The sequence below is a fragment of the Albidovulum sediminicola genome (assembly GCF_025751575.1).
GTDB classification, from domain to species: domain Bacteria; phylum Pseudomonadota; class Alphaproteobacteria; order Rhodobacterales; family Rhodobacteraceae; genus Albidovulum; species Albidovulum sediminicola.
In genome coordinates this window covers 167,403-193,418 of the sequence record NZ_JAOWLA010000001.1, presented here as the reverse complement: position 1 = coordinate 193,418, position 26,016 = coordinate 167,403, and the positions used below count along the sequence as shown (strand labels likewise).

At 65.8% G+C, this 26,016-nt stretch carries 25 protein-coding genes; 13 read left to right on the top strand and 12 right to left on the bottom strand.

All coding sequences use genetic code 11. The annotated features are described in order from the left end of the window. Window positions 1-141: 141 nt before the first annotated feature. Window positions 142-525 carry a hypothetical protein gene (locus OE647_RS00970; RefSeq protein WP_263719953.1) on the bottom strand — a complete coding sequence of 128 codons (384 nt, stop codon included), beginning with the start codon at window positions 523-525 and terminating at the stop codon, window positions 142-144. On the opposite strand from OE647_RS00970, the gene OE647_RS00965 reads away from it, so the two are divergent. The 4 genes from OE647_RS00965 to OE647_RS00950 all read left to right on the top strand — a co-directional run bounded on the left by OE647_RS00965 (window position 454) and on the right by OE647_RS00950 (window position 5,624). Further along, the gene (locus tag OE647_RS00965) at window positions 454-1,014 is read left to right on the top strand and encodes a sugar transferase (protein ID WP_263719936.1); all 561 of its coding nucleotides are present in this window, start codon (window positions 454-456) and stop codon (window positions 1,012-1,014) included. The genes OE647_RS00970 and OE647_RS00965 overlap by 72 nt on opposite strands. Window positions 1,015-1,074: 60 nt before the next feature. After that, complete coding sequence (locus OE647_RS00960) at window positions 1,075-3,513, top strand: tetratricopeptide repeat protein (RefSeq protein ID WP_263719715.1); 2,439 nt, start codon at window positions 1,075-1,077, stop codon at window positions 3,511-3,513. Window positions 3,514-3,644: 131 nt separating this feature from the next. Continuing rightward, window positions 3,645-4,238, top strand: coding sequence for a polysaccharide biosynthesis/export family protein (locus OE647_RS00955; RefSeq protein WP_263719714.1), 594 nt, complete (start codon window positions 3,645-3,647; stop codon window positions 4,236-4,238). Between the two features lie 54 nt (window positions 4,239-4,292). Continuing rightward, on the top strand, window positions 4,293-5,624 hold the full coding sequence (locus OE647_RS00950) for a hypothetical protein (RefSeq protein ID WP_263719713.1): 1,332 nt from the start codon (window positions 4,293-4,295) through the stop codon (window positions 5,622-5,624). A 34-nt stretch (window positions 5,625-5,658) separates the two neighbouring features. On the opposite strand, the gene OE647_RS00945 is transcribed toward OE647_RS00950, so the two are convergent. Beyond that, window positions 5,659-6,423: a sulfotransferase-like domain-containing protein gene (locus OE647_RS00945; protein WP_459542703.1), complete on the bottom strand. Its 765-nt coding sequence runs from the start codon at window positions 6,421-6,423 to the stop codon at window positions 5,659-5,661. 5 nt (window positions 6,424-6,428) lie between these two features. Then, window positions 6,429-7,334, bottom strand: a complete 906-nt coding sequence (locus OE647_RS00940) for a D-amino acid aminotransferase (protein WP_263719712.1) — start codon at window positions 7,332-7,334, stop codon at window positions 6,429-6,431. Between the two features lie 142 nt (window positions 7,335-7,476). Here OE647_RS00940 and msrA point away from each other — a divergent pair, with 142 nt between their 5' ends. Further along, window positions 7,477-8,100, top strand: a complete 624-nt coding sequence (gene msrA / locus OE647_RS00935) for a peptide-methionine (S)-S-oxide reductase MsrA (RefSeq protein ID WP_263719711.1) — start codon at window positions 7,477-7,479, stop codon at window positions 8,098-8,100. Window positions 8,101-8,198: 98 nt separating this feature from the next. Here the strand turns inward: msrA and OE647_RS00930 are convergent, their stop codons facing one another. Both OE647_RS00930 and OE647_RS00925 read right to left on the bottom strand, forming a co-directional pair. Next, complete coding sequence (locus OE647_RS00930; protein WP_263719710.1) at window positions 8,199-9,068, bottom strand: ribokinase; 870 nt, start codon at window positions 9,066-9,068, stop codon at window positions 8,199-8,201. A 3-nt stretch (window positions 9,069-9,071) separates the two neighbouring features. Further along, window positions 9,072-11,333, bottom strand: a complete 2,262-nt coding sequence (locus OE647_RS00925) for an NADP-dependent malic enzyme (RefSeq protein ID WP_263719709.1) — start codon at window positions 11,331-11,333, stop codon at window positions 9,072-9,074. 177 nt (window positions 11,334-11,510) lie between these two features. Between OE647_RS00925 and mutS the strand changes: the two genes are divergently transcribed. Continuing rightward, window positions 11,511-14,126 carry a DNA mismatch repair protein MutS gene (gene mutS, locus OE647_RS00920; protein ID WP_263719932.1) on the top strand — a complete coding sequence of 872 codons (2,616 nt, stop codon included), beginning with the start codon at window positions 11,511-11,513 and terminating at the stop codon, window positions 14,124-14,126. Here the strand turns inward: mutS and OE647_RS00915 are convergent. Continuing rightward, window positions 14,123-14,995, bottom strand: a complete 873-nt coding sequence (locus OE647_RS00915) for a LysR family transcriptional regulator (protein WP_263719708.1) — start codon at window positions 14,993-14,995, stop codon at window positions 14,123-14,125. The genes mutS and OE647_RS00915 overlap by 4 nt on opposite strands. Window positions 14,996-15,088: 93 nt before the next feature. On the opposite strand from OE647_RS00915, the gene tmpA reads away from it, so the two are divergent. Then, a complete protein-coding gene (gene tmpA, locus OE647_RS00910) occupies window positions 15,089-16,225 on the top strand; it encodes a 2-trimethylaminoethylphosphonate dioxygenase (protein ID WP_263719707.1) in 1,137 nt (378 codons plus the stop codon). Continuing rightward, window positions 16,222-16,824: a (R)-1-hydroxy-2-trimethylaminoethylphosphonate oxygenase gene (gene tmpB / locus OE647_RS00905; protein WP_263719706.1), complete on the top strand. Its 603-nt coding sequence runs from the start codon at window positions 16,222-16,224 to the stop codon at window positions 16,822-16,824. The genes tmpA and tmpB overlap by 4 nt, the downstream gene beginning before the upstream one ends. 45 nt (window positions 16,825-16,869) lie before the next feature. On the opposite strand, the gene OE647_RS00900 is transcribed toward tmpB, so the two are convergent. Both OE647_RS00900 and hrcA read right to left on the bottom strand, forming a co-directional pair. Beyond that, a complete protein-coding gene (locus tag OE647_RS00900) occupies window positions 16,870-17,373 on the bottom strand; it encodes a nucleotide exchange factor GrpE (RefSeq protein ID WP_412174915.1) in 504 nt (167 codons plus the stop codon). Between the two features lie 41 nt (window positions 17,374-17,414). Further along, window positions 17,415-18,491: a heat-inducible transcriptional repressor HrcA gene (gene hrcA, locus OE647_RS00895; RefSeq protein WP_263719704.1), complete on the bottom strand. Its 1,077-nt coding sequence runs from the start codon at window positions 18,489-18,491 to the stop codon at window positions 17,415-17,417. A 115-nt stretch (window positions 18,492-18,606) separates the two neighbouring features. On the opposite strand from hrcA, the gene rph reads away from it, so the two are divergent. The 5 genes from rph to OE647_RS00870 are packed head-to-tail and all read left to right on the top strand — an operon-like array spanning window position 18,607 to window position 21,820. After that, window positions 18,607-19,317: a ribonuclease PH gene (rph, locus tag OE647_RS00890; RefSeq protein WP_263719703.1), complete on the top strand. Its 711-nt coding sequence runs from the start codon at window positions 18,607-18,609 to the stop codon at window positions 19,315-19,317. Further along, window positions 19,314-19,931 (top strand): RdgB/HAM1 family non-canonical purine NTP pyrophosphatase, encoded by a 618-nt coding sequence (gene rdgB, locus OE647_RS00885; RefSeq protein ID WP_263719930.1) that lies wholly within the window; start codon window positions 19,314-19,316, stop codon window positions 19,929-19,931. The genes rph and rdgB overlap by 4 nt, the downstream gene beginning before the upstream one ends. Then, window positions 19,928-20,308 carry a RidA family protein gene (locus OE647_RS00880; protein WP_263719702.1) on the top strand — a complete coding sequence of 127 codons (381 nt, stop codon included), beginning with the start codon at window positions 19,928-19,930 and terminating at the stop codon, window positions 20,306-20,308. Before rdgB ends, OE647_RS00880 begins: the two co-directional genes overlap by 4 nt. Window positions 20,309-20,312: 4 nt before the next feature. After that, window positions 20,313-21,467, top strand: a complete 1,155-nt coding sequence (hemW, locus tag OE647_RS00875) for a radical SAM family heme chaperone HemW (RefSeq protein ID WP_263719701.1) — start codon at window positions 20,313-20,315, stop codon at window positions 21,465-21,467. Further along, the gene (locus tag OE647_RS00870; RefSeq protein ID WP_263719928.1) at window positions 21,467-21,820 is read left to right on the top strand and encodes a YbaN family protein; all 354 of its coding nucleotides are present in this window, start codon (window positions 21,467-21,469) and stop codon (window positions 21,818-21,820) included. The genes hemW and OE647_RS00870 overlap by 1 nt, the downstream gene beginning before the upstream one ends. Here OE647_RS00870 and OE647_RS00865 read toward each other — a convergent pair. From OE647_RS00865 to mnmG, 4 genes are read right to left on the bottom strand one after another with little or no spacing between them, the layout of a single operon-like run. After that, window positions 21,817-22,713: a ParB/RepB/Spo0J family partition protein gene (locus tag OE647_RS00865; RefSeq protein WP_263719700.1), complete on the bottom strand. Its 897-nt coding sequence runs from the start codon at window positions 22,711-22,713 to the stop codon at window positions 21,817-21,819. The two genes, OE647_RS00870 and OE647_RS00865, sit on opposite strands and share 4 nt — an antisense overlap. A 9-nt stretch (window positions 22,714-22,722) precedes the next feature. Further along, window positions 22,723-23,529: a ParA family protein gene (locus OE647_RS00860; RefSeq protein WP_263719699.1), complete on the bottom strand. Its 807-nt coding sequence runs from the start codon at window positions 23,527-23,529 to the stop codon at window positions 22,723-22,725. Continuing rightward, window positions 23,522-24,142 (bottom strand): 16S rRNA (guanine(527)-N(7))-methyltransferase RsmG, encoded by a 621-nt coding sequence (rsmG, locus tag OE647_RS00855; RefSeq protein WP_263719698.1) that lies wholly within the window; start codon window positions 24,140-24,142, stop codon window positions 23,522-23,524. Before rsmG ends, OE647_RS00860 begins: the two co-directional genes overlap by 8 nt. Next, window positions 24,139-26,013 carry a tRNA uridine-5-carboxymethylaminomethyl(34) synthesis enzyme MnmG gene (gene mnmG / locus OE647_RS00850; RefSeq protein WP_263719697.1) on the bottom strand — a complete coding sequence of 625 codons (1,875 nt, stop codon included), beginning with the start codon at window positions 26,011-26,013 and terminating at the stop codon, window positions 24,139-24,141. The genes rsmG and mnmG overlap by 4 nt, the downstream gene beginning before the upstream one ends. Between the last annotated feature and the right edge of the window lie 3 nt (window positions 26,014-26,016).

Here is a 26,016-nt window from a genome sequence, read left to right as displayed (position 1 = left end):
GCTTGGATTCGAATCGAAGTCTCCTGTCTGCAAGCCGTTCAGAATCCCATACGGAAACAATAACGATCATGTTAGGATCGGTGTTCCAGAATAAGAAACGAGCATGCCGTGCGGCCCTCCGCCGGATCTTGGGCACCTGTCTCAAACTGGCCTCATTGCCGCCTTTTTTTTGACAAAATTAGCCGTGCGGGCAATTGGCGATTTGTTGCCGACGCCGTCGATGGTAAGAGTTGAGTCAGGCCGAGACCGGCTGTTCTTGGGTGTAACGAGTAACGGGCAACTGCCGCCCAGAGGATCCGGGAGCTGCCACCGGATGTGTGCTGTATGACGTTGCAAATGAACAATCTTTCCGAGGCCATGGCGCATAAGGTTGCGCCAGCGGGCTTGGTTCACGTTCCGCCTCAGACCGGGTTTTACAGAAACCGACTGAAGCGTGCGCTCGACATTCTTCTTGTGGTTTTTGGGTCCGTCGTGGCCCTGCCCTTGATCGGCTTGCTGGCGGTTCTGGTCGCCCTTGACGGTCATAGTCCGTTCTACCGGTCCGACCGTGTCGGACGCAACGGACGGACGTTTCACATGCTGAAACTGCGCACCATGGTTCCCGGCGCCGACAGGATGCTACGGGACTATCTGGCGCAGAACGAGGCGGCGCAGCTGGAGTGGGACTGCAAGCAAAAGCTCGCGCACGACCCCAGGATCACCCGCATCGGACGGTTCCTCCGCAAAAGCTCGCTCGACGAACTTCCGCAGCTCTGGAACGTGCTGATCGGGGACATGTCGCTGGTCGGCCCCCGTCCGATGCTGCCCGAGCAACGCGATCTTTACAGCGGCCTGTCCTACTATGCGCTGCGTCCGGGCGTGACCGGGCTTTGGCAGGTGTCCGAGCGCAATACGTCGGAATTCGCACGCCGGGCCGAGATCGACAGGTTGTATGAGCGCGACCTGTCCCTGTCCGGGGATCTGCGCATTCTCGCCGCCACAGTTCAAGTCGTCGTCAAAGGAACCGGCTGCTAGCCGCCTGTCGCAACGGCCGGGGCCTGACACTTGGCGCCGGCCCGATCGTGAGGGCCCGCCATGTCTTTTCGTTCGTCCGCCTTGTTGCTCTCGGCCTCCGCACTGTTGCTAGGCGCCTGCGAAGAACGGGGCGGCTCGGTTTCGAACCTGCGTTCCGCCGTCGCGTTCGTGCGAATGGCGGACCTGCGCGATACGATTTCGGCCGCCCGCGCCGCCGTTGACCTGAAGGCCGCGGGCCTCGCCCTGAATTTGCGCGCCGCCGGAATTCTTCGTCACGCGGGCCGGACGGATGAAGCGCGCGGGCTTTACCTCGCCCTGGCCAGGCAGAACCCGAACGACGCCGAGGCGCCCGCCGCACTCGCCGAGATCGCGGCGGAGGCCGGAAACTGGGCGGAGGCAGACCGCTACGCGGCAACCGCGCTGCAGCACGAAGCGGCGAATGTCCCGGCCCGGATCGTCAGGCTGATGCTGGATTACACGCGCGCCCTGAACGAGGGAAACCAGACGGCGCTGAACGCCGCGCTCGCCCGGATACCCGACCTGCGCGCCGCTCGGCCCAACGACGCGATACTGCGCCGGGTCGTGATCGCGGAACTGCTGCGCCAGAAGGACCTTGCGGGGGTACTGGCCGAGGTCGACCTGGCGATCCGCCAATCCCCCGAGGATCGATCATTATATGCGCTGCGCCTCGCGGTTCACATGCAGGCCGGGGACATGCCCGCGGTGGATGCGGAGCTGGCCCATATCACCGCGACCTTTCCGGACGATCCCGGCGTGACCACCTCGGTGGTCGCCTGGTACGAGGAACACGGCGCGTCCGGCAAGGCGGAGGGCTACCTGCGCCAACGCGCCGATGCGCTGCGCGACGACCCGGCCGTTCTGGGCGCCCTTCTGCAGTTCCTGGTTGAACGGCGCGGTCCCGAAGCCGCGCTTGATGAGTTGAACCGCCGCATTGCCGAGGACGGCCCGCAGACCTTCCTGCGCGCGGCGCTTGCCTCGCTCCGTTTCGATCTGGGTCAGTACGACGGAGGCCTGCGGGAACTGCGCGCAGCGATCGCGGGCGCGGGTCCGCAAGAGGACGTGGTCACGCTCAAGCTGACCCTGGCGCCGATGCTGAAGGCCGTCGGGGATGAGGCCGAAATGCGCGCCGTCATCGAGGACATCCTGGCCGCCGCGCCGAACGAGACCGAAGCGCTGAAGCTGAAGGCCGAGTGGCTCATCACCGACGACCGGACGGCGGAGGCGATCGTCACGCTGCGCCGGGCGCTTGCCCTGGCACCGCAGGACACGGGCGCGATGGCGCTTCTGTCAGAGGCCCATCTGCGCGACGGCGAGCGCGACCTGGCACGGCAGTCGCTTGCCTTGGCTGCCTGGACATCCGACGCCGCCCCGGCGGAGTCGCTGCGCTACGCCCGGTTCCTGCACGACGACGGGGAACTGCTGACGGCCGAAACCGTCCTGATCGCCGCACTCCGGCAGTCGCATGGCGACACAACCCTGCTGGAGGAGCTTGGCCGCGTCTACATCAACATGAAGGATTGGCCCCGCGCCGGCGATGTCGCCCGCGCGATCGAGCGATCCGCTACCGACGAGGCGCGCGCGCGGGCAGTGCCGATCCGGATGGCGGTGCTGCGGGCGCGCGGCGACACGGAGGGGTTGGCCGCCTATGTGGACGCCTTCGACAACGGCACCCACACCGGGCACCACCTGCAGATCGCCGCGCTGCAAGCCCTCCTGGACAGCGGCGGCGCCGCTCAGGCGGTCGCGGTGGCCGAGCGACTGCTGGCGGCGGCACCCACAGATGTCGAACTGCGCTACCTCGCGGCCATGGCGCGCGAGCGGGCCGGAGAGCTTGAGGCCGCAGCTTCATCCTACCGCGCGATGGTGACGGATGGCAGCGCCGGCCCCCAGGTCTGGACCGGACTTGCGCGCGTTCTGTCACAGATGCCGAACCGGCTGGAGGAGGCCGCGAGCGTGCTTGACCGCGGGCTCGGGGCCTATCCAGGCAACCTTTTGCTGCTTTGGGCGCGCGCCGGTCTGCACGAACACATGGGCGAATTCGACGCGGCCATCGCGATCTACGAAAACCTCTATGCCCGCGACAGTTCCAGCGCGATCGCCGCGAACAACCTGGCGAGCCTTCTGTCAGCGCGCCACGCCGACGATCCCGACAGCCTTGCACGGGCCCGCGTGGTGGTCCGCCGCCTGCGCGGCAGACCGGAGGCACCCTTCCGCGAGACCTATGGCTGGATCGCCTATCTCTCGGGAGACTATCAGACTGCCCGGCGGGAGCTTGAGGTCGCGGCAGCCGCCCTGACGGGCGATCCGCAGGTCCATTACCGGCTTGCGATGACCTACCGGGCGCTCGGGCAGATTCGCGAGGCGCGCGAACAATATGAAATGGTGACCGATATTGTCGCGCCGACTGACACGCGTGAGTTTGTTTTGAGCACACGCGCCTACCTTAGCACCACCGGCGAAGCGGTGAAGGTGGAGTGAAAGTATAGCGGTGTCAGTGGCTTGCGGGGAAATTCATCCGGCGGCGCGTCTTTCAGGCCAAAACTTTGCGGTTTCTGTCCCCCGCGCGATGCCGTAATCTTGACATAGTTCCTGTCAGATTGGGTGCCCTCATGTATAAGCTTCTTCTTGGCCTCATCGTGGCCGCACTGACTGCCCCGGTTGCCTGGGCACAAAGCTCCTACACCATCCGTTCGGGTGATGTCCTCCAGATGGAGGTGGTTGAGGATCCATCTCTGAACCGCAGCCTTCTGGTCCTGCCCGACGGCAGCGTCTCGGTTCCCACGGTCGGGACCGTCCGCGCCGCCGGTCAATCCGTCGAGTCCGTGCGCTCCGCGATCCAGGGGGCGCTCTCTCCGAACTTCGCCGCCGCGCCCACGGTCTATCTTGCCATCGGCCAGGTGGCCCCGGCCGTCGCCTCGGGCGGCGCGACGATCCCCGTCTACATCATGGGCGAAGTCGCCAATCCGGGTAAGGTCAAGGTGTCCAAGGGCACGACCCTTCTTCAGTTCCTCGCCGAAAGCGGCGGCATGACGCGCTTTGCTGCAACAAAGCGGATTCAAGTTCAAAGGACGGATCGCAAAACCGGCGAAGTCACGGTATATGCGTTTGACTACAAGGCGGTTCAGAACGGTGGCCTCGTCAAGAACATCGTGCTGAGCAGCGGAGATGTGATCGTCGTGCCGGAACGCCGACTGTTTGAATAGAACGAGGACAGAGTGGGGAATACGAGGAAACGGACCGCGGCTGCCGCGGCAATGATGGCCCTCGCACCGACAATCGCCGCTGCCCAGACGGGCGGCGGCGAAGCCAATCCGGGCGGTCTGCAAATCGATATCGGGGTTTCTTCGGGCCTGACCTATGACAGCAACCTGTCGCTCGATCCCGGCGGCGAAGATGCGGCCGTGTGGGATACGGGGCTGACTTTCGCGCTGTCCAGCGTAACCGGAGCCCAACGCTTCGACGTGACCGCAAGCGGCGTGCTGCGTTACATCGACACCGGTAGCGACAGCGACTTCGGGTTGGAGGATACGCGCCTGCGCTTCGGCTACCAGCGCGAAAGCCTCAACAGCCGCCTGACGCTTTCGGCCAGCTACAGCGATGTCGATCGCGACTTCATCGACCCCTTCGCCGATTCCTCGGATTCTAGCAGCAGCAGCGGGTCGATCGCCACCACGAGCGCGGCCCTGCGCTACGAGACCGGGCTTCAGGATCCGCTGGGGTTCTGGATCGACCTGAGCCATCGCAAGGTCGACTACAGCGACACCGACCCGACCGACACCGACCTGACCGACAACCAGACCGACCGGGCAGAGATCGCTACGCGGATGCGGCTGTCTGCGGTCAGCACGGTCACGGTCTCGGCCACCGGGACCTGGTACGACGAAACCGGCGCGACCCCGCTCGACCGTACCACGACGGAATATCTGGCCCGGCTTGAGCATGAGATTGACCCGGTGCTGAGCCTGGACCTGGGCATTGGCCATGACCGGATCGAGGAAACCGAATCCGGCGTGACAACCGTCACCTCCGGCGCGGTTGGCTTCATCGGCCTTGAGCGCGCGATGACCAACGGCACCGCGAATGCGCGGCTCGCTACCACGCTCGACGACGAGGGCCGCCGGACCGAGCTGACGTTCGGCCGGGAAATGGAGCTGCCGCGCGGGACCTTTGCCGCGTCGATCGGCGCCAGCCGCGCCCCGGACGGGGAGGTCGATGCGATCGGCAGCGTCACCTATACGCGGAGCACCCGGACCGGCGAACTTTCCGTCGGGCTCGAACGCACCGCCTATACCGATGACGGCGACAACACGACTGACACCCGGGTCAGCCTCGGTTACCGGCACCAGATCAACGAGGTTTCCCGGCTGGACCTCGGGCTGGCGTGGAGCCTTGTTGATGCCAGCAACGGCGGCGTCGAGGACGAAACCGAGTATGCCCGGCTGAGCGCAGCCTATTCCCGCGACCTGACCGCGGACTGGGATCTGACCAGCGGCGTGACCTACCGTACCCGGTCCGAGTCCGGGATCGACGATGCCCATTCGACGGCGATCTTCGTCACGCTCTCGCGCAACTTCAGCTACCGGCCCTGACCGGTCCGCGCCCGACCCGGAACCCGGGTCGGGGCTAACGATCTCCGGCGGCGGGATCGCGGCCGCTTTCTCTCAGCATGCGCTCGTAATAGGGCATCGCCTGGTCGATGAGCCGCCGGTAGTCCTCTGGTAGGTCTGGCAAGGGCCCTTCCGGCGCGCCAAAGCCGGTCGAGGCATGGACGGCATTGTACCAATGCGACGCCCAGACCCCGTCGAAGGGCTTGGGCCCAGCAGGCCAGGACAGCATGCGGTCGGTGAAGGGCACCTCAATCGCCGCGCACAACGCCTTGAGCGAGGCTTCAGGGTTCGCGCGGATCTCATGGCTGTCGATCACGGTCGGCGCGCGACCGAGCCAATCCGCGACCTCGTCGAACAGCGCGGCTTGCTGCACGAAGCCGATATCGGCCAGCGTCGGCCCCTCGCGCTTCTGCGCATAGCTCGCCACGACCCGCGCCGGGTGGCGGATCAGAAAGACATTGACGCAGTCGCGCATGAAGCTGCGGTCGATCCCCTCGATCATATGGACGGTCATGTGCTTCTGATAGAAGAACGGCTCGCCCCCCGGCGACGGCCCGCGGCAGGCGGCGGCGACGCTTTCCGGGTCGGCATCATGCGCCCGGATGATCTCGTCCCGCATCGGATGGTCGATACCCGTCGCCTTCAGGTAGGCAGCATAGAAGGGTTCGTCCCAGGCCGCGCAATCCCCGCGCGCGGCGAAGGCATACATCATGGCGGTGGAAAGGTTGCGCGGGCCGGACCACATGGCGATGCGGCGGGTCTCGTTGGACGGTCTTGCCATCTGTCCTACCCCTCCGCCGCGACCAGCGCCTTGTAAAGCGCGCGCAGACGTTCGGTCATCGGGCCAAGTTCGCCGGTTCCGATGACCCGCCCGTCGATCTGTCCCACAGGGGTCTGGGCGCCGAAGGTGCCGGTCAGGAAAGCCTCATCCGCCGAATAGGCCTCGACCAGGCTGAAGTTCTTCTCACGCAGCGGGATGCCGTTGGCGCGGCACAGGGCGATCACCTTGGCCCGCGTGATCCCGTTCATGCAGTAGTCGCCGGTGGAGGTCCAGACCTCCCCCCCGCGCACGATGAAGAAGTTGCAGGCGTTGGTGGTGTTCACGAAGCCATGAACATCCAGCATCAGCGCCTCGTCCGCGCCCGCCTTTTCGGCGGCGATGCAGGCAAGGATGCAATTGAGCTTTGAATGCGAGTTCAGCTTGGGGTCCTGCGTCATCGGCAGGCCGCGCATGTGGGGCACCGTCGCCAGCCGGATCGGGCGCGGCAGTTTCGGGCGCGAATGCTCCATGATGATCGCGACTGTGGGGCCGGAGCGGGACAGCGCGGGGTGCTGGAAGGGCCGCGCCTTGACCCCGCGCGTGACCATCAGCCGAGCATGGGCGTCGGTCGTCATGCCGTTGGCGGCCTGCGTGTCGAAAAGCGCCTGCCTCACGCCCGCGCGGTCCAGCCCGATATCGAGGTCGATGGCCTTGGCGGCCTCGAACAGGCGGTCAAGGTGTTCGTCGAGAAACGCCCAGCGCCCGTCGTAAAGCCGCAAGCCCTCCCACACCCCGTCGCCCAGCATGAAGCCGGAATCGTAGACGCTGACCGTTGCCTCCCGCTTCGGGACGATGCGGCCGTTCAGATAGATCAGGATGGTCTCGTTGCGGGCGTCTTCTTCGGCCTGGTGCGTGCTGACATGATCGGTCATGGCGGTCCTTTCGGTTCTGCCCGGACCCTATCGGGGGCCACGGCGCGGGGAAAGGGGCGTTCACGCATGCATGAGTTCACGCGAAGATGAGTTGCGTCGCGGGGGCCACTCCGCAGGATGGAGGCAACGGAAGGAGAATATCATGCGACTGATGGTTCTGGCCCTTGGGCTCGCGCTGGCCGGTCCGGCATCGGCGGCGACCGAAACCGCGATCGTCGCCGGCGGGTGCTTCTGGTGCGTGGAGAGTGATTTCGAAAGCGTCCCCGGCGTCAGGGAAGTGATCTCGGGCTATACCGGCGGCACGGTCGACAATCCGACCTACAAGCAGGTGAGCCGCGGCGGGACCGGGCATTACGAGGCGGTGGAGATCCGGTTCGACGATAGCAAGGTCAGCTATGGCCACCTGATGGAGCTGTTCTTCCGCTCGATCGACCCGACCGACGCGGGTGGGCAGTTCTGCGACCGGGGCGACAGCTACCGCACCGCGATCTTCGTCAAGAATGCCGAGCAGCGCGCGGCGGCGGAGGCAGCCAAGGCAGAGGCAGAGGCCGCGCTTGGCCAGAAGATCGTGACCCCGATCCTGGATGCAAGCCCGTTCTGGCAGGCAGAGGACTATCATCAGGACTATTACAAGGGTTCGAGCATCGTGCTGACGCGGCGCGGACCCAAGGTGCAGTCAAGCGCCTATGAGTTCTACCGCGAGGGCTGCGGGCGCGATGCGCGGGTGAAGGAACTTTGGGGCGCGGCGGCTCCGTTCGTCCACTGACCGGATCGCGCGCACCCGGTGCGACGGGCGGAAACGAGGGGGCCTCTGCCCCCTCGCGCTCCCCCGAGGGTATTTCGGCAATGAAGAATTGGTGAAGATCAGGGCCGGAAAGCCGCGACCTCGGCCGCGGAGGGGATGGCGTCCGCGGTGCCGTGGCGCGTGACCTTGAGGGCTGCCGCCGTCGCCGCCCAGGTGAGGGCGTCTTGCGGTGTCCGGCCAAGGTCGAGACCGGCACAGAAGTAACCCGCGAACGTGTCACCCGCCCCGGTCGTATCGACCGCCTTGACGGCAAGGGCCGGCGCGAAGGCGCGCGACCCGTCGCGCCCGCGCCATTCCGCCCCGTCGGCCCCGCGCGTGATCAGAAGTTCCGGCACGTCGAGGGCGTCAAGCGGGGTCTGAAGGGCCGCGCTCAGTTGCAGCGCTTCGACCGCGTTCAGGATCAGAAGCGTCGTGAAGGGCAGAACCGCGCGCACCGCTTCGGCGTCGAAGGGTGCGGCGGAGTAGACCACCCGGAGGCCGAGGTCCCGCGCCTGACGGGCGGCTTCGGCCTGATGCGCGGTCTCGTTCTGAAGCAAAAGCGTATCGCCCAGGCGGGCTGCGGCGAGGGCGGCCTCGACATGGGAAAGGGGAAGCGCACGATTGGCGCCGGGGAAGAGGACGATGGCGTTTTCCCCGGTTGCATCGACATTGATGATCGCATGACCGCTGGGCGTATCGAGCGTTGCGACCGGGGTTGTGTCCACGCCCCAACCCTTGAGCCGCGCAACCGCCCAGGCGCCGTCCGACCCGACGGCGCCGATATGACGGGTTCGGGCACCTGCGCGGGCCGCCGCCGCAGACTGGTTCGCGCCCTTGCCGCCCAGCCCCATCCGGTATTCCGTCGCGGCCAGTGTTTCCCCGGGTTCGGGAAGATGAGGCACGCGGTAGAAGTGGTCGATATTGATGGAGCCGAGGTTGTGGATTGCCATGACCTAGTGTCCGAGCCGACAGGCCGCGATCACCGCCATGTTCAGGATGTCGTTGACGGTCGATCCCGTGGAACAGATCTGGATCGGCTTGTCGACGCCGGTCAGGATCGGGCCGATCACCGTGGCCCCAGCCATTTCCTGCATCAGTTTCACCGAGATCGAGGCGGAGTGCCGCGCGGGCACGACGAGTACATTGGCCGGACCGGTCAGGCGGCAGAAGGGATAATGCGCCATCTGCTCGGGGTTCAGCGCCACGTCGACGGTCATCTCGCCGTCATACTCGAAATCGACCCCCCGGCGGTCGAGGACCCTGGGCGCCTGGTGCATCTTGTTGGCACGTTCGGAGACTGGGTAGCCGAAGGTCGAGAACGACAGGAATGCCACCCGGGGCTCCAACCCCAGGCCGCGCGCGACCGAGACGCCACGTTCGGCGATATCGGCCAGGTCTTCCTCTTCGGGCCATTCATGCACCAGCGTATCGCCGATCAGTACGATGCGGCCCCGGTTCAGGACCGCCGTGATACCGACCGCGCCGTCCGACGGATGCGCATCGAAAACGTGGTTGATGAGTTCGAGCACATGCGCCGACTTGCGGGTCGCCCCGGTCACCAGACCATCGCCATGGCCATGCGCGAGCATCAGTGCGGAAAAGACATGCCGGTCGCGCGCCGCAAGGCGATGAATGTCGTGGCGGTCGAAGCCCTTGCGCTGGAGCCGCGCATATAGGAAGTCCTTGTAATCGCTCAGGTGTCGGGTGTTTGCGGCGTTGACGACCTCGATCTCGCGCACCGCGTCGGCGAGACCTTCGGCCGAAAGCTTGTCCTTCACATCCTGTTCGCGCCCCACGACCAGCGCCTTGCCGAGGCCCGCGCGCTGATAGGCGACCGCAGCCCGCAGCACCCGGGGGTCGTCGCCCTCGGCGAAGATCATCCGGGCCTGTGCCTGGCGCGCGCGGGCGTGGATGCCCTGGAGGATCGAGGCCGTCGGGTCCATCCGCGACTTGAGGCTGAGCTCATACCCGGCCATGTCGATGATCGGGCGGCGCGCGACGCCGGTATCCATCCCTGCCTTGGCAACCGCCGGCGGGATCACGTAGATCAGGCGCGGATCGAAGGGCGTGGGGATGATGTAGTCGCGTCCGAAGCTCAGCTTGCGGCCATAGGCCATGGCGACCTCGTCCGGCACGTCCTCTCGCGCCAGCCGGGCCAGCGCCTGGGCGCAGGCGATCTTCATCTCGTCATTGATCGCGCGGGCATGGATATCGAGCGCGCCGCGGAACAGGTAGGGAAAGCCCAGGACGTTGTTGACCTGGTTGGGGTAGTCCGAGCGGCCAGTGGCGACGATCGCGTCGGGGCGGACGGCCTGCGCCTCCTCGGGCGTGATCTCGGGGTCCGGGTTGGCCATCGCGAAGATGACCGGGTTCGGCGCCATGCTTTCGACCATGGCCGGGGTTACCGCGCCCTTGGCCGAGACGCCCAGGAACACGTCCGCGCCCCGCATCGCGTCTTCCAGCGTGCGCGCATCGGTCCGCGCGGCATGCGCGGATTTCCACTGGTTCATCCCCTCGGTCCGGCCCTGGTAGATGACCCCCTTGGTGTCGCACATGATGCAGTTGTCGTGCCGCGCGCCCATGGTCTTGATCAGTTCCAGACAGGCGATGCCCGCCGCGCCCGCGCCGTTCAGGACGATGCGGCAGTCCTCGATCTTCTTGCCGCTGATCTCCAGCGCGTTGATCAGGCCGGCGGCACAGATCACCGCCGTGCCGTGCTGGTCGTCATGGAACACCGGGATGTCCATGATCTCTTTCAGGCGCTGCTCGATGATGAAGCATTCGGGCGCCTTGATGTCCTCAAGGTTGATGCCGCCGAAGGTCGGGCCCATCAGGCTCACGGCCTTGATGATCTCGTCCGGGTCCTCGGTATCAAGCTCTATGTCGATGGCGTTCACATCGGCGAAGCGCTTGAAGAGGACCGCCTTGCCCTCCATCACGGGCTTCGAGGCCAGCGCGCCCAGATTGCCCAGCCCCAGGATCGCTGTCCCGTTCGAGATGACGGCGACCATGTTGCCCTTGGTCGTGTAGTCATAGGCCGTCTCGGGCGCCTCGGCGATGGCCTCGACGGGCACCGCGACGCCCGGCGAATAGGCCAGCGACAGGTCCCGCTGCGTGGCCATCGGCTTGGAGGCGTTGATCTCGTATTTCCCCGGCGTGGGGTTCAGGTGGTACGAGAGCGCCTCTTCCGGGGTGATGCGGTTCTTGCTGGCCATTTACGACGTTTCCTTGTGCCTTTGCGTCGTCATAGCGAGCGCGGCGTTTGTCCACAATAACGGCACTTCCCAAGTTAGCGCAAAAAGACTTGCCCCTTTCGGCCCCCGCCCGGCTTTTGTAGGGTCGCCACGGACGAGGGGGACACCGTGAACGCAAGCGACGGCATCGTAACGCCCATGATGGCGCAGTATCTGGAGATCAAGGGGCGCTATGCCGACGCGCTTCTCTTCTACCGGATGGGCGACTTCTACGAGATGTTCTTCGACGACGCCGAGGCGGCGGCGGCGGCGCTCGACATCGCGCTGACCAAGCGCGGCCAGCACCTGGGGCGGGATATCCCGATGTGCGGCGTGCCGGTCCATGCCGCCGAGGGTTATCTTCTGACGCTGATCCGCAAGGGTTTCCGCGTGGCCATCGCCGAACAGATGGAGGACCCGGCCGAAGCGAAGAAGCGCGGCTCCAAATCCGTGGTGGCGCGCGATGTGGTGCGGCTGGTCACCCCCGGCACGCTGACCGAGGAGTCGCTGCTGGAAGCGCGGCGCCACAACTACCTGGCCGCCTGGGTCGAGGTGCGCGATGCCGCGGCGCTGGCCTGGGTCGATATCTCGACCGGAGAGTTCCGCGTGGTGCCCTGCCCCGCCCCGCGCCTTGGGCCGGAACTGGCACGGCTGGCCCCGCGAGAGCTTCTGGTGAGTGAGTCCCTGGCACCCGAGCGGGCAGAACTTCTTGCCGACATGGGCCTGCCGGTCACGCCGCTGGCGCGCGCGGCCTTCGACAGCGCCGGGGCCGAACGGCGGCTTTGCGCGCTTTTCGATGTCGCCACCGCCGAGGGCTTTGGTACCTTCGACCGGGCCGAAACCGCCGCAATGGGCGCGATCGTTGAATATCTGGACCTGACCCAGCGCGGCAAGCTGCCGCTTCTGCGCCGCCCGGTGAAGGAGGCGCCCGGCGGCGTGGTCCAGATCGACGCGGCGACCAGGCGTAACCTCGAGATCACGCAGGCGCTTTCCGGCGGGCGCGAGGGTTCGCTGATCGCGGCCATCGACCGGACCGTGACCGCCGCCGGTGCGCGGCTGCTGGAACGGCGGCTGTCCGCGCCCTCGCGCGATCTGCCGGTGATCCGGGCGCGCCTGGAAAGCGTGCGCTACCTTTCCGAAGAGTCACGGCTGACCGAGACCCTGCGGGCCGATCTGCGCCGGGTCCCCGACATCGACCGTGCCCTGTCGCGGCTGGCGCTCGAACGCGGCGGCCCGCGCGACCTGGCCGCGATCCGCGCGGGCCTGACGGGCGCCGGGCAGATCGCCGGTCGGCTGGATGGCGAGGTGCCAGCGCGGCTGGCTGAGGCCGCGCGCGACCTGGTGGGCTTTGTCGATCTGGTCGGGCTTCTCTCCGCCGCGCTGGTGGATGAGCCGCCGCTTCTGACCCGTGACGGCGGCTTCATCGCCGCTGGCCACGATCGGGATCTTGATGACGCGCGCGAACTGCGCGACCGGGGACGCGGCGTCATCGGACGCATGCAGGCCGAGTATGCCGAGCTGACCGGCATTCCGAGCCTGAAGATCAAGCACAACAACGTGCTGGGCTATTTCGTCGAAACCACCGCCACCCATGCGGAGCGAATGCTGTCGGCGCCGCTGAACGAAACCTTCATCCACCGCCAGACCACCGCCAACCAGGTCCGCTTCACCACCGTCCCGCTGTCTGAGATGGAGACCCGGATCCTGAACGCGGGGAACCTCGCGCTCGAGATCGAGAAGCGCCTGTTCGAGGAGCTTCGGGCGCAGATCCTCCAGGCCGCGCCGCTGATCTCCCAGGCTGCCCGCGCGCTCGCCGAGATCGACCTGGCCACCGCCTTCGCCGATCTTGCGCGCGGCGACGACTGGTGCGAGCCCCAGGTGGATGACAGCCGCGCCTTCGCCGTCGAGGGCGGTCGTCACCCGGTTGTCGAACGCGCCCTGCGCCGTGCGGGCGAAAGCTTCGTCGCCAACGACTGCGCGCTGACGACAGGTGAGACGCCCGCGATCTGGCTTCTGACCGGGCCCAACATGGCGGGCAAATCGACCTTCCTCAGGCAGAACGCCCTGATCGCGCTTCTGGCACAGGCCGGCAGCTTCGTCCCCGCCCAAAGCGCGCATATCGGGCTTGTCAGCCAGCTTTTCAGCCGTGTGGGCGCCGCCGACGACCTGGCGCGGGGCCGCTCCACCTTCATGGTGGAGATGGTCGAAACCGCCGCGATCCTCAATCAGGCCGATGACCGCGCGCTTGTGATCCTGGATGAGATCGGCCGCGGCACCGCGACCTACGACGGCCTTTCGATCGCCTGGGCCACGCTTGAACACCTGCACGGGGTCAACCGCTGCCGTGCCCTTTTCGCCACCCATTACCACGAGATGACCGGGCTTTCGGCCAAGCTGCCCGGCGTCGAGAACGCGACCGTCGCCGTGAAAGAATGGGAGGGTGAGGTCATCTTCCTGCATGAGGTGCGCAAGGGCGCCGCCGATCGCAGCTACGGAGTGCAGGTCGCGCGCCTTGCCGGATTGCCCGCGAGCGTGGTCGAGCGCGCGCGCGTCGTGCTTGAGGCGCTGGAGAAGGGCGAGCGCGAGGGTGGAACGCGCAAGCACACCCTGATCGACGACCTGCCGCTTTTCAGCGCCGCCCCGGTCGCGCCGCCCCGCCCAGCGCGCGGCCCCTCCCCGGTCGAGGACCGGCTGCGCGCCCTGCATCCCGATGAAATGACCCCGCTGGATGCGCTGAGGGCGCTTTACGACCTGAAGGGCCTGCTTGAGGGCTAGTCCGGGTCGCCTGCACAGAGCAGTTTGGTCAGCATCGACCATTGCCTGGGCGATACCGCGTCTTTGCCTGCGAGAATCCAGTAGGTTTCCCGGGGGCGCAGGATGGTGTCGTCAAGCTGGACCAGCCTGCCCGCCGCAATCTCAGGCGCGGTGAGCGGCAAGGAGGCCAGAAGCACCCCGGCCCCGGCGCGGGCCGCCGCGAGGGCCGCCGCAAAACTGTCGAAACGCAGCCCCGGGGCCGGCAGGCCCGGCCCCCCGGCGTTCGCGGGCCACTCCTTCCAACCCGCCCGCGGCCCGGTCAGCCCGATACGCGGCAACTGTCGCCAGTCGGTGGCGCGCGCCAACAGCGCCGGGGCGGCGACGGGGGCCAGCGCCTCTGCGTAAAGCGGGGTCTGAAAGGGCTCCTTCCAGCCGCCCGCGCCGTAGCGGATGCGGACAGGCTGCGGCCCCGGCCCCGCCGCTTCTGCGCCGAGAACCATGGTGTGAAACACGAGGTCAGGCCGCCGGTCTGCGGCCAGACCCGCCAGACGCGGCGCGATCCAGAGCTCGGTGATCGAGGCGCTGGCCGAAATCGCGATGCGCCGGCGCCGAGAGGAGAAGAGATCCTGCGCGCTTTGACGCAAGGCGAGCAACGCATCCGTAACTGCGGGAAGCCAGGTTTCGCCCTCGACCGTCAAGACCACCCGGCGGGCCTGGCGCAGAAAGAGCGGCGCGCCCAGCCGTGCCTCAAGGTTGCCGATCCGCTGGCTGATTGCGGCCTGCGTCAGCCCAAGGTCGCGCGCGGCCGCCGAAAAGCTTCCAGTGCGGCCGGCTGCCTCGAAGGCGCGGATCCACTCAAGCGGCAGATTGTCGAATTCGCGGTTATCCATAACGAAATCTGGGTTAGATATGGGTTATTGCTAAGTTGCCATAATGCGTTGTCCAACAAAAGATGCCGTCGAACAGGATTGCAGGAGAGCTTCATGCCAAACGTCTCTGTCAGCGCCGACGGCGGCTATCTGACGCTATCGGAACCCAGTCGCAGCGCCCGGTTTCACGCCATCTGGCTCCGTGACAACGCCTGGGACGCGCAGACCCGCGCGCCTGGGAACGGCCAGCGGCTGATCACCCTGTCCGACATTCCACGGGGAACGCGCATCGCGGCCGCCGCCATCGCCGGGTCCTCCCTGCGCGTCACCTTTGCACCCGAGGGCAAGAGCGTCGACTACGACCGCGACTGGCTTTTCGCGCAAAGCTACGACCACCCGCAGGATCGCCAGGCCGGTTGGACTGCGGAAGGCGTCGAGACCTGGGACGCTTCGCTGATGCAAAGCGTTCCGTGCGGCGATTTCACCGAGGTGTCGGCAAACCCGGCGGCGCTGCAGCGCTGGCTGGCCGGGGTGGCGCGTTACGGCTTTGCAAAGCTCGTGAACGGCCCGGTGGAGGATGGCGCGCTGATGAAGGTCGTGGAGCTTTTCGGCTACGTCCGCGAAACCAACTACGGCCGCCATTTCGAGGTTCGCACCACCGTCAACCCCACCAACCTTGCGTATACCGGGCTTGGCCTCCAGGCGCATACCGACAACCCCTACCGGGACCCGGTGCCGACGGTGCAGGTTCTCTATTGCCTGGAAAGCTCCGCCGCTGGCGGTGAAAACATGGTGGTGGACGGGTTTCGTGCCGCAGAGCGGCTGCACGGCGAGGATCCGGAGGGTTTCGGCATCCTGACCCGTTACTGCGCCCGCTTCGAATACGCGGGCGAGGCGGGCGTCCGGCTCCGCTCGCGCCGCCCGATGATCGAGCTTGCCCCGGACGGGGAGATGATCGCGGTGCGCTTCAACAACCGCTCCGCCGCCGCGATCACGGATGTGCCCTTCGACCAGATGGAGCACTACTACGCCGCCTATCGGCGCCTGGGGGAGATCATTGACGACCCCGCGATGGAGGTGACCTTCCGCCTCAACCCCGGCGAGTGCTTCGTGGTGGACAACACCCGCGTTCTCCACGCCCGCAAGGGATATTCCGGAACCGGGACACGCTGGCTTCAGGGCTGTTATGCGGACAAGGACGGGCTTCTGTCCCGCCTTGCCGCGCTTGAGACGATGGAGGCGGCGGAATGACCCGGCCCGATTTTTCCCGGCTGACGCGGGACAACATCGTCGCCTTCATCGGCGACATCTTCGACCGGCGCGGGGACGAGGAATACCTGGGCGAGCCCGTGACCATGGCCCAGCACATGCTTCAGGGCGCCACCATTGCCGCCGAAAATGCGATGCCCGAGGAAATCGTCGTTGCCGCGCTTCTGCACGACATTGGACATTTCACCTCCGAGTTCGGTACCTTCAGCATGGACGATACCGAGGACCGCTATCACGAAGAGGCGGGCGCGGAACTGCTGGAGCAGTTCTTCCCGAGCGTGGTGACGGATTGCGTGCGCTACCACGTCGCGGCCAAGCGCTACCTCTGTGCGACGAAACCGGATTATTTCAAACGGCTGTCGGAAGCCTCGATCCACTCCCTGAACCTTCAGGGCGGCCCGATGAGCGCCGAGGAGGTCGCGGCGTTCGAACGGAACCCCAACCTGAAGCAGATCGTGCAGGTCCGTTACCTGGACGAGGCCGGAAAGCGGCCAGACATGGACACGCCGGATTACTGGCATTTCGCACCGATGGTGCAGCGTGTCGTGGATCGGCATTGCGCCAAGACCGCGACCGCATAGGCCCCGCCGAAAGTGGAAACGGGGGCCGAAGCCCCCGTTTTACCGTCACGATTTCGGGGTAGAGCTGACCCCCACCTGCGCCGGCCGCAAAAGGCGCTCGTGCAGCAGGAAGCCCTCGGTCATCACCTGGATGATGTCGCCGGCCCGGGTGCCGGGCACCGGCGCCTCGAACATGGCCTGGTGGAGTTGCGGGTCGAAGGCATCGCCCACCGCCGGGGTCACCGGCGTCACACCATGCCGGGTCAGCACGTTGACCAGCTCGCGCAGGGTCAACTCGACGCCCTCGATCAGGGCCTTGGCGGCCTCGCGCTGCTCCTCCGACGCCGCGTCAAGCGCCCGCTTGAGGTTGTCGTAGACCGGCAGCATGTCGCGGGCGAGCTTCGAGCCGCCATATTGCTCCGCCTCGCGGCGGTCCCGCTCCCCGCGCTTGCGGGCATTCTCGGCATCCGCGAGCGCGCGCATGAAGCGGTCGCGGTAATCGTCGCGCTCGGCGCGCAGCGCCTCGATCTCCGCCGCCGCGGGCTCCGCGTCGATCCCCTCATCGCCCATCAGGGCCTGATCCTCGGCAATCTCGTCTTTCTTCATATCGCTCATAAGTCTTGTCCCTTGCGCCCGCCGGACAGAAGTCGCCCGACAAGCTGCGCCGTGTAGTCCACGATCGGCACGATGCGCCCGTAATTGAGCCGCGTCGGTCCGATCACGCCCACGGCGCCGATGATCTTACGGTCAGCGTTCATATAGGGAGAGACCACCAAAGAGGAACCGGAAAGTGAGAAAAGTTTGTTCTCCGACCCGATGAAAATGCGCACCCCATCGCCGGATTCGGCCAGTTCAAGGAAATCCGCGATGTCGCGCTTGCGTTCAAGGTCGTCAAAAAGCGTACGGATCCGTTCCAGATCCCCCGCCTCGGTATGATCCACGAGGTTCGAACGCCCGCGAACGATCAGGCGTTCGTGGGATTCGCCGGCGTTTTCCCAAAGCGCCAGCCCGCTTTCGACAAGTTCGCTCGCCAGGCTGTCCAGTTCCTGCCGGCGCGCGGCGATCTGTTTTCGGATGTGACTGCGCAATTCCGAAAGCGTCCGCCCCTCCGCCAGCGCATTCAGGAAATTCGCGGCCTCCCGCATTGAGGACGGGGTCTGGCCGCGCGGCGGGGTGAAGATGCGGTTCTCGACATGGCCGTCGGCAAAGACCAGCACCACCAGCGCGCGGTCCGGCGCGAGGGAGACGAACTCGATATGGCGGATCGGCGCCTCATGCTTCGGCGTCAGGACCAGGCTTGCGCCATGGGTGATACCCGAGAGTGCCGCACCGACCCGGTCCAGCATGGCGCTGACACCAGGTTCGTTGCCGCCCAGCGTCGCGTCGATCGTCTGGCGGTCCTGGTCGGAGACGGAGCCGACCTCCATCAACCCGTCGACGAAAAGCCTGAGGCCAAGCTGCGTCGGAACGCGGCCAGCCGAAACATGCGGGCTGTCGAGCAGACCCAGGTATTCCAGGTCCTGCATCACGTTGCGAACGGTTGCCGCCGAAAGCTTTTCGGACATCGTGCGGGTAAGCGTCCGCGATCCAACGGGATCGCCGGTATCAAGATACCCCTCGACCACGCGGCGAAATACCTCGCGCGAGCGTTCGTTCAGTTCCGCCAGGATTTCCGGTGTATTCTGCATGTCCGATCGTGCTTCCCGCCTTGAAAATAAGGAGTTGCCGGGGCGCGCGTCAATCGGGGTTGCAACCGCGCGCGGACGGGCGATATGTGACGGCAAGCAAGGAAAGGACGATGAGATGAGACCCTCTGGCCGCAAGCTGGACGAAATGCGCGCGATTTCGATTGAAACGGGTGTCACCAAGCACGCCGAAGGGTCGTGCCTGATCCGCTGCGGGGATACGCATGTGCTGTGCACCGCCACGATCGAGGACAAGGCGCCCTCGTTCCTGAAGGGCACGGGGCTCGGCTGGGTCACCGCCGAATACGGGATGCTGCCGCGGGCGACCAACACGCGCAACCGGCGCGAGGCCGCGGCGGGCAAGCAGTCTGGAAGAACTCAAGAAATCCAAAGGCTTATTGGTCGGGCGCTGCGCGCCGGCATCGACCGCGTGGCACTGGGAGAGCGGCAGATCGTCGTCGACTGCGATGTGATCCAGGCGGATGGCGGCACCCGCTGCGCCTCGATCACCGGGGGCTGGGTGGCGCTGCGTCTTGCGGTCAACAAGCTCTTGAAGGCCGGGGTCATCTTCTCCGACCCGATCGTCGATCACGTCGCGGCGGTGTCCTGCGGGATCTACGCAGGCCAGCCGGTGCTGGACCTGGACTATGCCGAGGACAGCGAGGCCGGAACCGACGGCAATTTCATCCTGACCGGGCGCGGCCGCCTGATCGAAGTGCAGATGTCCGCCGAGGGCGCGACCTTCAGCCGCGAGGAGATGGGCAAGCTTCTGGACCTGTCCGAGGCCGGGATCGCGAACCTTGTCGAGGCGCAGAAGGCGGCGATCTGATGCGACGGTTCACGGGCGACCGGCTTTTGGTTGCGACCCACAACAAGGGCAAGCTGGAGGAGATCGCGGCGATGCTTGCGCCCCATGGCATCGCCTGCGTGGGCGCGGCCGAGATGGGCCTTGGGGAGCCGGAAGAGACCGAAAGCACCTTCGTCGGCAACGCCCGGATCAAGGCCCATGCCGCCGCGCAGGCGACCGGGCTTCCGGCGCTGGCTGACGACAGCGGGATCGAGGTGGATGGGCTCGACGGCGCGCCCGGCGTCTATACCGCGGACTGGGCCGAAACGCCGACGGGACGCGACTTCGTTCTGGCGATGACGCGCACCTGGACCGCGCTTGAGACCGCTGAGGCCCCCTACCCCCGCAGGGCGCGCTTCCGCTCGACCCTGGTGCTGGCCTGGCCGGACGGCACGGATGCGGTGTTTGAGGGCAAGGTTGAAGGCCAGGTTGTCTGGCCGATGCGCGGTCGGCAGGGCCACGGCTATGACCCGATGTTCCAGCCCGAGGGTCACGACATCACCTTCGGCGAGATGGACCCGGATCTGAAGAACCGGATCAGCCATCGCGCCGACGCCTTCCGCAAGTTCATGTCCTGTATCGGAGACGCCAGATGACGACCAAGCTGATCTCGACCGGATCGCCTTTCGAGAAGACATTCGGCTACAGCCGCGCGGTGGTGAAGGGCGGCTGGTGCTTCGTGTCCGGGGTCACCGGCTACGACTACACCACCATGACGATGCCGGAAGGCATCGGCGATCAGGCGCATAACTGCTTCGCGACCATCGCCTGGGCGCTGAACGAAGGCGGCTTCGCCCTGGAGGACATCGTCCGCGTGCAGTACACGGTCACGGATGCCGCGCTCGTCGATGCGGTGGTGCCGGTTCTGGGCGCCCACATGGGCGAAATCCGACCCGCCGCGACGATGGTCATTGCCGGTCTCATCAAGCCCGAGATGAAGATCGAGATCGAAGTCACGGCCTTCAAGGGCTAGGCCCATGGAGGATTGGCGGCACGGCGGGTTCGGGCTTTATCTGCATTGGCCCTTCTGTGCCTCAAAATGCCCCTATTGCGACTTCAACAGCCATGTCGCCGCAGCGATCGACCAGCGGCGATGGCAAGCCGCCTATCTGACCGAACTTGAGCGGATGGCGGCCCAGACCGGGCCGCGCGTGGTGAACACGGTGTTCATTGGCGGCGGCACGCCGTCGCTCATGGAACCCGATCTGGTCGCCGCAATCCTGGAACGGGTGCGCAGCCTCTGGTCGCCCGCGAACGATATGGAAGTCACGCTGGAGGCAAACCCCGGCTCCGTCGAAGCGGGACGGTTTCGCGGCTATGCCGATGCCGGGGTCAACCGGATCTCCATGGGGGTGCAGGCGCTGAACGATGCCGATCTGCGGCGCCTCGGGCGGCTTCACTCGGTCGCGGAGGCACGAGGGGCGTTTGAGATCGCGCGGACCACCTTTTCGCGTGTCAGCTTCGACCTGATCTATGCGCGGCAGGACCAACGCGCCGGTGATTGGCGCCTGGAACTGCGCGAGGCGCTGGGCATGGCGGTCGATCACCTGTCGCTTTACCAGCTCACCATCGAGGATGGGACCGCCTTCGGCGCGCGTCACGCTGCTGGCAGCCTGCGCGGGCTCCCCGAAGACGACTTAGCGGCGGATATGTATCTGGAAACACAGGATATCTGCGCGGAGGCGGGAATGCCTGCCTATGAGGTTTCCAACCACGCCGCACCGGGCTCTGAGAGCCGCCACAACCTGATCTATTGGCGTTGTGGGGATTACGCTGGGGTGGGTCCGGGCGCGCACGGCCGGTTGACCCTTGACGGGCAGCGCCTTGCAACCGAAACGCTGCTTTCCCCCGCTGCCTGGCTGGAAAGCGTCGAGGTGCGCGGGACCGGCGAAAGCGCGCGCGAGGCAATCAGCCAAGCGGATCAGGCCGCAGAGTATCTGATGATGTCCCTCAGGCTTGAGGAGGGGATGGATATGGCGCGCTATGGCACCCTTGCGGCGGCGCCCTTGGATCAGGCGGCGATCGAGCGGCTGGGTGACATCGGCCTTGTGAGCGGCGACGGTGGGCGGCTGCGGGCGACGCCTGCGGGGCGCGCGATCCTGAACGCCGTGATCCGGGAGCTTCTGGCGTGATCCGGCCGCTGTGGGTCAGTGCGGGGCTGCTCTCTCTCGGGCTTGGGCTTCTGGGGCTGTTCCTGCCGCTTCTTCCGACCGTGCCCTTCTTGTTGCTGTCCGCCTTCTGCTTCGCGCGCTCCTCCGAACGGTTGCACGATTGGCTGGTCAACCACGATCGGCTCGGCCCGCCGATCCGTGACTGGCGCGAACGCGGCGCAGTCAGCCGCCGCGCGAAGCTGTTCGCGACAGCTTCGGTCCTGGCTTCGCTGGGGCTGGCGGTTTGGCTCGGGTTCGGAACGGTGGTTCTGCTGGTGCAGGTTGCCGCCCTTTCGGGGGTGATGGCCTTCCTTTGGACACGGCCAGACGCCTAGGCGAAACCCGAGAGTTTCTGGCAGAGATCGTCCAGTTCTTCGAGTGAGCGGTAGGTGATCACAAGCTCACCACCATCCAACCCCTTGTGGTTAATGCTTACGCGCATACCAAGATTTGCGCTAAGATCCCCCTCAAGCGCCCGGGTGTCGGCGTCCTTGCCCTCCGCTTTGGCACGCGGCTTCTGCGCCTTTGCGCCTTGGCTCTTCCGCGCCAGATCTTCGGTCTGGCGCACCGAGAGACCGCGCGCCATCACGTCGCGCGCCATCGCTGCGGGGTCGTCGCAGGGGATGAGCGCCCGCGCATGTCCGGCCGATAGCTTACCTTCGCGCAACCATGTCAGCACCTCAGCCGGCAGCTGCAGAAGGCGGAGGAGGTTGGCGATGTGGCTGCGACTTTTCGACAGCGCCTCCGCCAGCTTTTCCTGGGTGTGACCAAAGCGATCCATAAGCTGGCGATAGGCCATCGCCTCTTCCACCGGGTTGAGGTCGGCGCGCTGGATATTCTCGATGATCGCGATCTCAAGGACTTCGGTATCGTTCAGATCGCGGATCAGAACCGGAACTTCGTGAAGCTGAGCGGCCTGGGCCGCGCGCCAGCGGCGTTCGCCCGCGACGATTTCATAAGTACCTGGCTTGGCAGGGCTTTTTCGAACAAGAAGCGGGAGGATCACACCCTTTTCGCGGATGGACTGGGTCAGCTCCTCCAAGGCCTCGGGCGCGAAGTCGCGGCGCGGCTGGTTTGGGTTGGGCTCGATCTTCTCGATGGGAATGAAGGCCTCGGCCCGGCGCGGTTCCGACGGCGTCTCCTCGCGCTGCGGCGCAAGGTTAACATCGGCCATGAGCGCGGAAAGCCCCCTGCCCAGACCCCGGCGTTCGGATTTCTTGTCGCTCATCATACCCTCTCAGACTGCGCGGGCGTGCCGCGCCAGAAGCTCCTGCGCGAGCGCGCGATAGGCGAGGCTTCCCTTTGATGTGGTGTCATAGGTCAGCACCGGGATCGAGTAAGACGGCGCCTCGCTGATGCGGACATTCCGCGGGATGATGGTGCGGAACACCAGTTCGCCCAGGTTTTCGCGCGCGTCTGCCTCTACCTGTTGTGCCAGGTTGTTCCTGCCATCATACATCGTGAGGACGATGCCCTCGATCCGCAAGTCCTTGTTGGCGCTTTGACGAACCTGGCGCACCGTCAGCATGAGTTGCGAGAGACCTTCGAGCGCGAAGAACTCCGCCTGGAGCGGAATCAGCACCGAGTGTGCGGCGATCATGGCATTGACGGTCAACAGGCTGAGCGACGGCGGGCAGTCGATGAGCACATAGTCGAAGGCGAAAGTGTCGATCGCGGGCTGCCGGAGCGCGTCATACAGCAAGAAGCTGCGCTTCTCATTGGAAACAAGCTCGATATCAGCGGAAGAAAGATCGGTCGTGGCGGGGCAAATCCAGATCCCCGGGACCTCAGTCTTGCGCACGACGTCTGAGAGCGCCGCATCCTCGATCAAGAGGTCATAGGTCGTCAGGCCCCGCTGTGTCGGTTCGATGCCCAGCCCGGTCGAGGCATTTCCCTGCGGATCCAGATCCACGAGCAGCACACGCAGCCCATCCTCCGCCAGGGACGCCGCCAGATTGATGGCCGTCGTCGTCTTGCCAACGCCGCCCTTCTGGTTGGCGATGGCGATTATTCTCGGCCCCGGCGGACGCGTGGGATCAGACATGCGCGATCTCCCCAACTGTCAGGATGACGGCGTCAGGATCCGTCACGCTTGGACGCTTCTCGTATGAAAAGCGCCATTCTTCAAGGGCCTGGTCTATTTCCACCTGGTATTTGGCCCCCTTGGGGAAAATGGCGAGACCGCCCGGGCTGAGGTGCCGATCCGCAAAACCCAACAGCACGTTCATCGGCGCAAGCGCGCGGGCCGACAGGACATCCGCCCTCAACGCGGGCAGGTTCTCGATCCGCTCCGCGGCAACTCTCGGCACAATTCCCAGCTCTCTTGCGACGGTCGTCAGGAACGCCGCCTTGCGTCCATCCGATTCGACCAACGTGAATTTCAGGTCCGGACGCTCGTCGGCCGCAAGAATTGCCAAGACCAGGCCTGGGAACCCGCCCCCCGAACCAAGATCAGCCCAATGCCCGGAATTGATGCGCGTCAGGTCGAGTATCTGCGCAGAATCAAGAAAATGGCGCGTCCACACCTGCCCCAACGTCGCCGCAGAGACGAGGTTGATCGCAGGATTCCACTTGTCGAGCAGCGCCTTGTAGAAACTGAGCCGCTCCAATGTTTCACGTGAAACATTGCGCCTGGCAAGAAAGTCCTGTGCACTCATCCGATTGACCGCCGCCGCTCGGTCTGCTTGAGGCGCGCGAGGATAAGGGTCAGGGCCGCCGGGGTCATCCCGTCGATTCGCGCGGCTTGCGAAAGGTCGCGCGGCCGGATGCGCGAGAGCTTGGCCTTGAGCTCGGATGACAGGCCGGACAGGGCCGTGAAATCGAAATCTTCAGGAATTGCATGGCCTTCGTCGCGCTTCATTTGTGCGACGTCCGCCGATTGCCGGTCGAGGTACTGTGCATAAAGCGCGTCGCGCGAGATCTGCTCTTTGATCTCGGCAGGGATGGTGGCGAGCGGCGGATGGATGCGCTCCAGGTCCGCGAAAGTCACGTCCGGGAACGAGAGTAGCGTGAAGCCGTCGCGCCGAACTCCGTCCTGGCTCACGCGGATTCCACGCTCGGAAGCCTCCTTAGGCGTCAGGCACAGATCGGCCAAAGCAACGCGGCCTGCCCCAATCGCCTCCATCTTCTCGGAGAACGCCTTCTCGCGATCCGCGCCCACACACCCCAAGGACAGCCCCAAAGGTGTCAGCCGCTGGTCGGCGTTGTCTGCCCGCAAGGAGAGCCGGAACTCCGCCCGCGACGTGAACATCCGGTAAGGTTCGGCTACCCCACGCGTGACGAGGTCGTCGATCATCACCCCGATGTAGCTACCCGATCGGCTGAAAACCGTCGCGTCGCGTCCCTGAGCGGCCAATGCCGCATTCAGACCCGCGACCAGGCCTTGCGCGCCAGCTTCCTCATATCCGGTAGTGCCATTGATCTGACCCGCAAGATATAGTCCTGCGAGTGCCCTCAACTCAAGCGTGGCGCGCAAGGCACGTGGATCGACATAGTCGTATTCGATCGCGTAACCGGGCTGCAGGATCGTCGCGCACTCCAGCCCGGCGATGGTACGAACGTAGGTTTCCTGAACATCAGCCGGAAGCGAGGTGGAAATTCCGTTGGGATAAACGGTGTCGTCATCCAAACCCTCGGGTTCAAGGAACACCTGGTGAGAGGACTTGTCCGCAAAGCGCACGACCTTGTCCTCAACCGATGGGCAGTAGCGCGGCCCTACCCCCTCGATATGCCCGCCGTACATCGCGGAGCGTCCAAGATTGGCGCGGATAACCTCGTGCGTGCGCTCGTTGGTGTGGGTAATGCCGCAGGCAATCTGCCGGGCAATGGGCGCGCGGTTCAGGAACGAAAACACCACCGGCTCATCGTCGCCCGGTTGCATCTCCAACCGCGCCCAATCGATAGTTCGCCCGTCGAGGCGCGGGGGCGTTCCCGTCTTGAGCCGGCCCAAGGGTAGCGCAAGCGCCTCAAGCCGCTCCGCGAGGCGGATCGAGGGCTGATCCCCGATGCGGCCACCCGGGCGCCGCTGGTCGCCGATATGGATCGTGCCGCGCAGGAAGGTGCCGGTCGTCAAGACGACTGACTTCGCAGAAACCTCGCTCCCGTCCGCGAGAACGACGCCGCCGACCCGCCCATCGCGCATCAGGAGGTCGGCAACCTCGCCCTCGATCACACTCAACCCTTCCCGTACGCGCAGCATTTGCTGCACCGCCAGCCGATAAAGCTTCCGGTCTGCCTGCGCCCGCGGACCCTGCACCGCCGGCCCCTTGCGGCGGTTCAGAAGGCGGAACTGAATACCCGCGCGATCGGCAGCCTGGCCCATCAGGCCGTCCATGGCATCGATCTCGCGGACCAGATGTCCCTTGCCGAGGCCCCCGATGGCAGGGTTGCACGACATGACGCCGATCGCATCGGCGCGGAGTGTCACCAGAGCGGTCCGGGCACCAATCCGGGCGGCCGCGTGTGCAGCCTCCGTGCCGGCGTGTCCGCCGCCCACCACGATGACGTCGAATTGTTTCACGTGAAACACTCC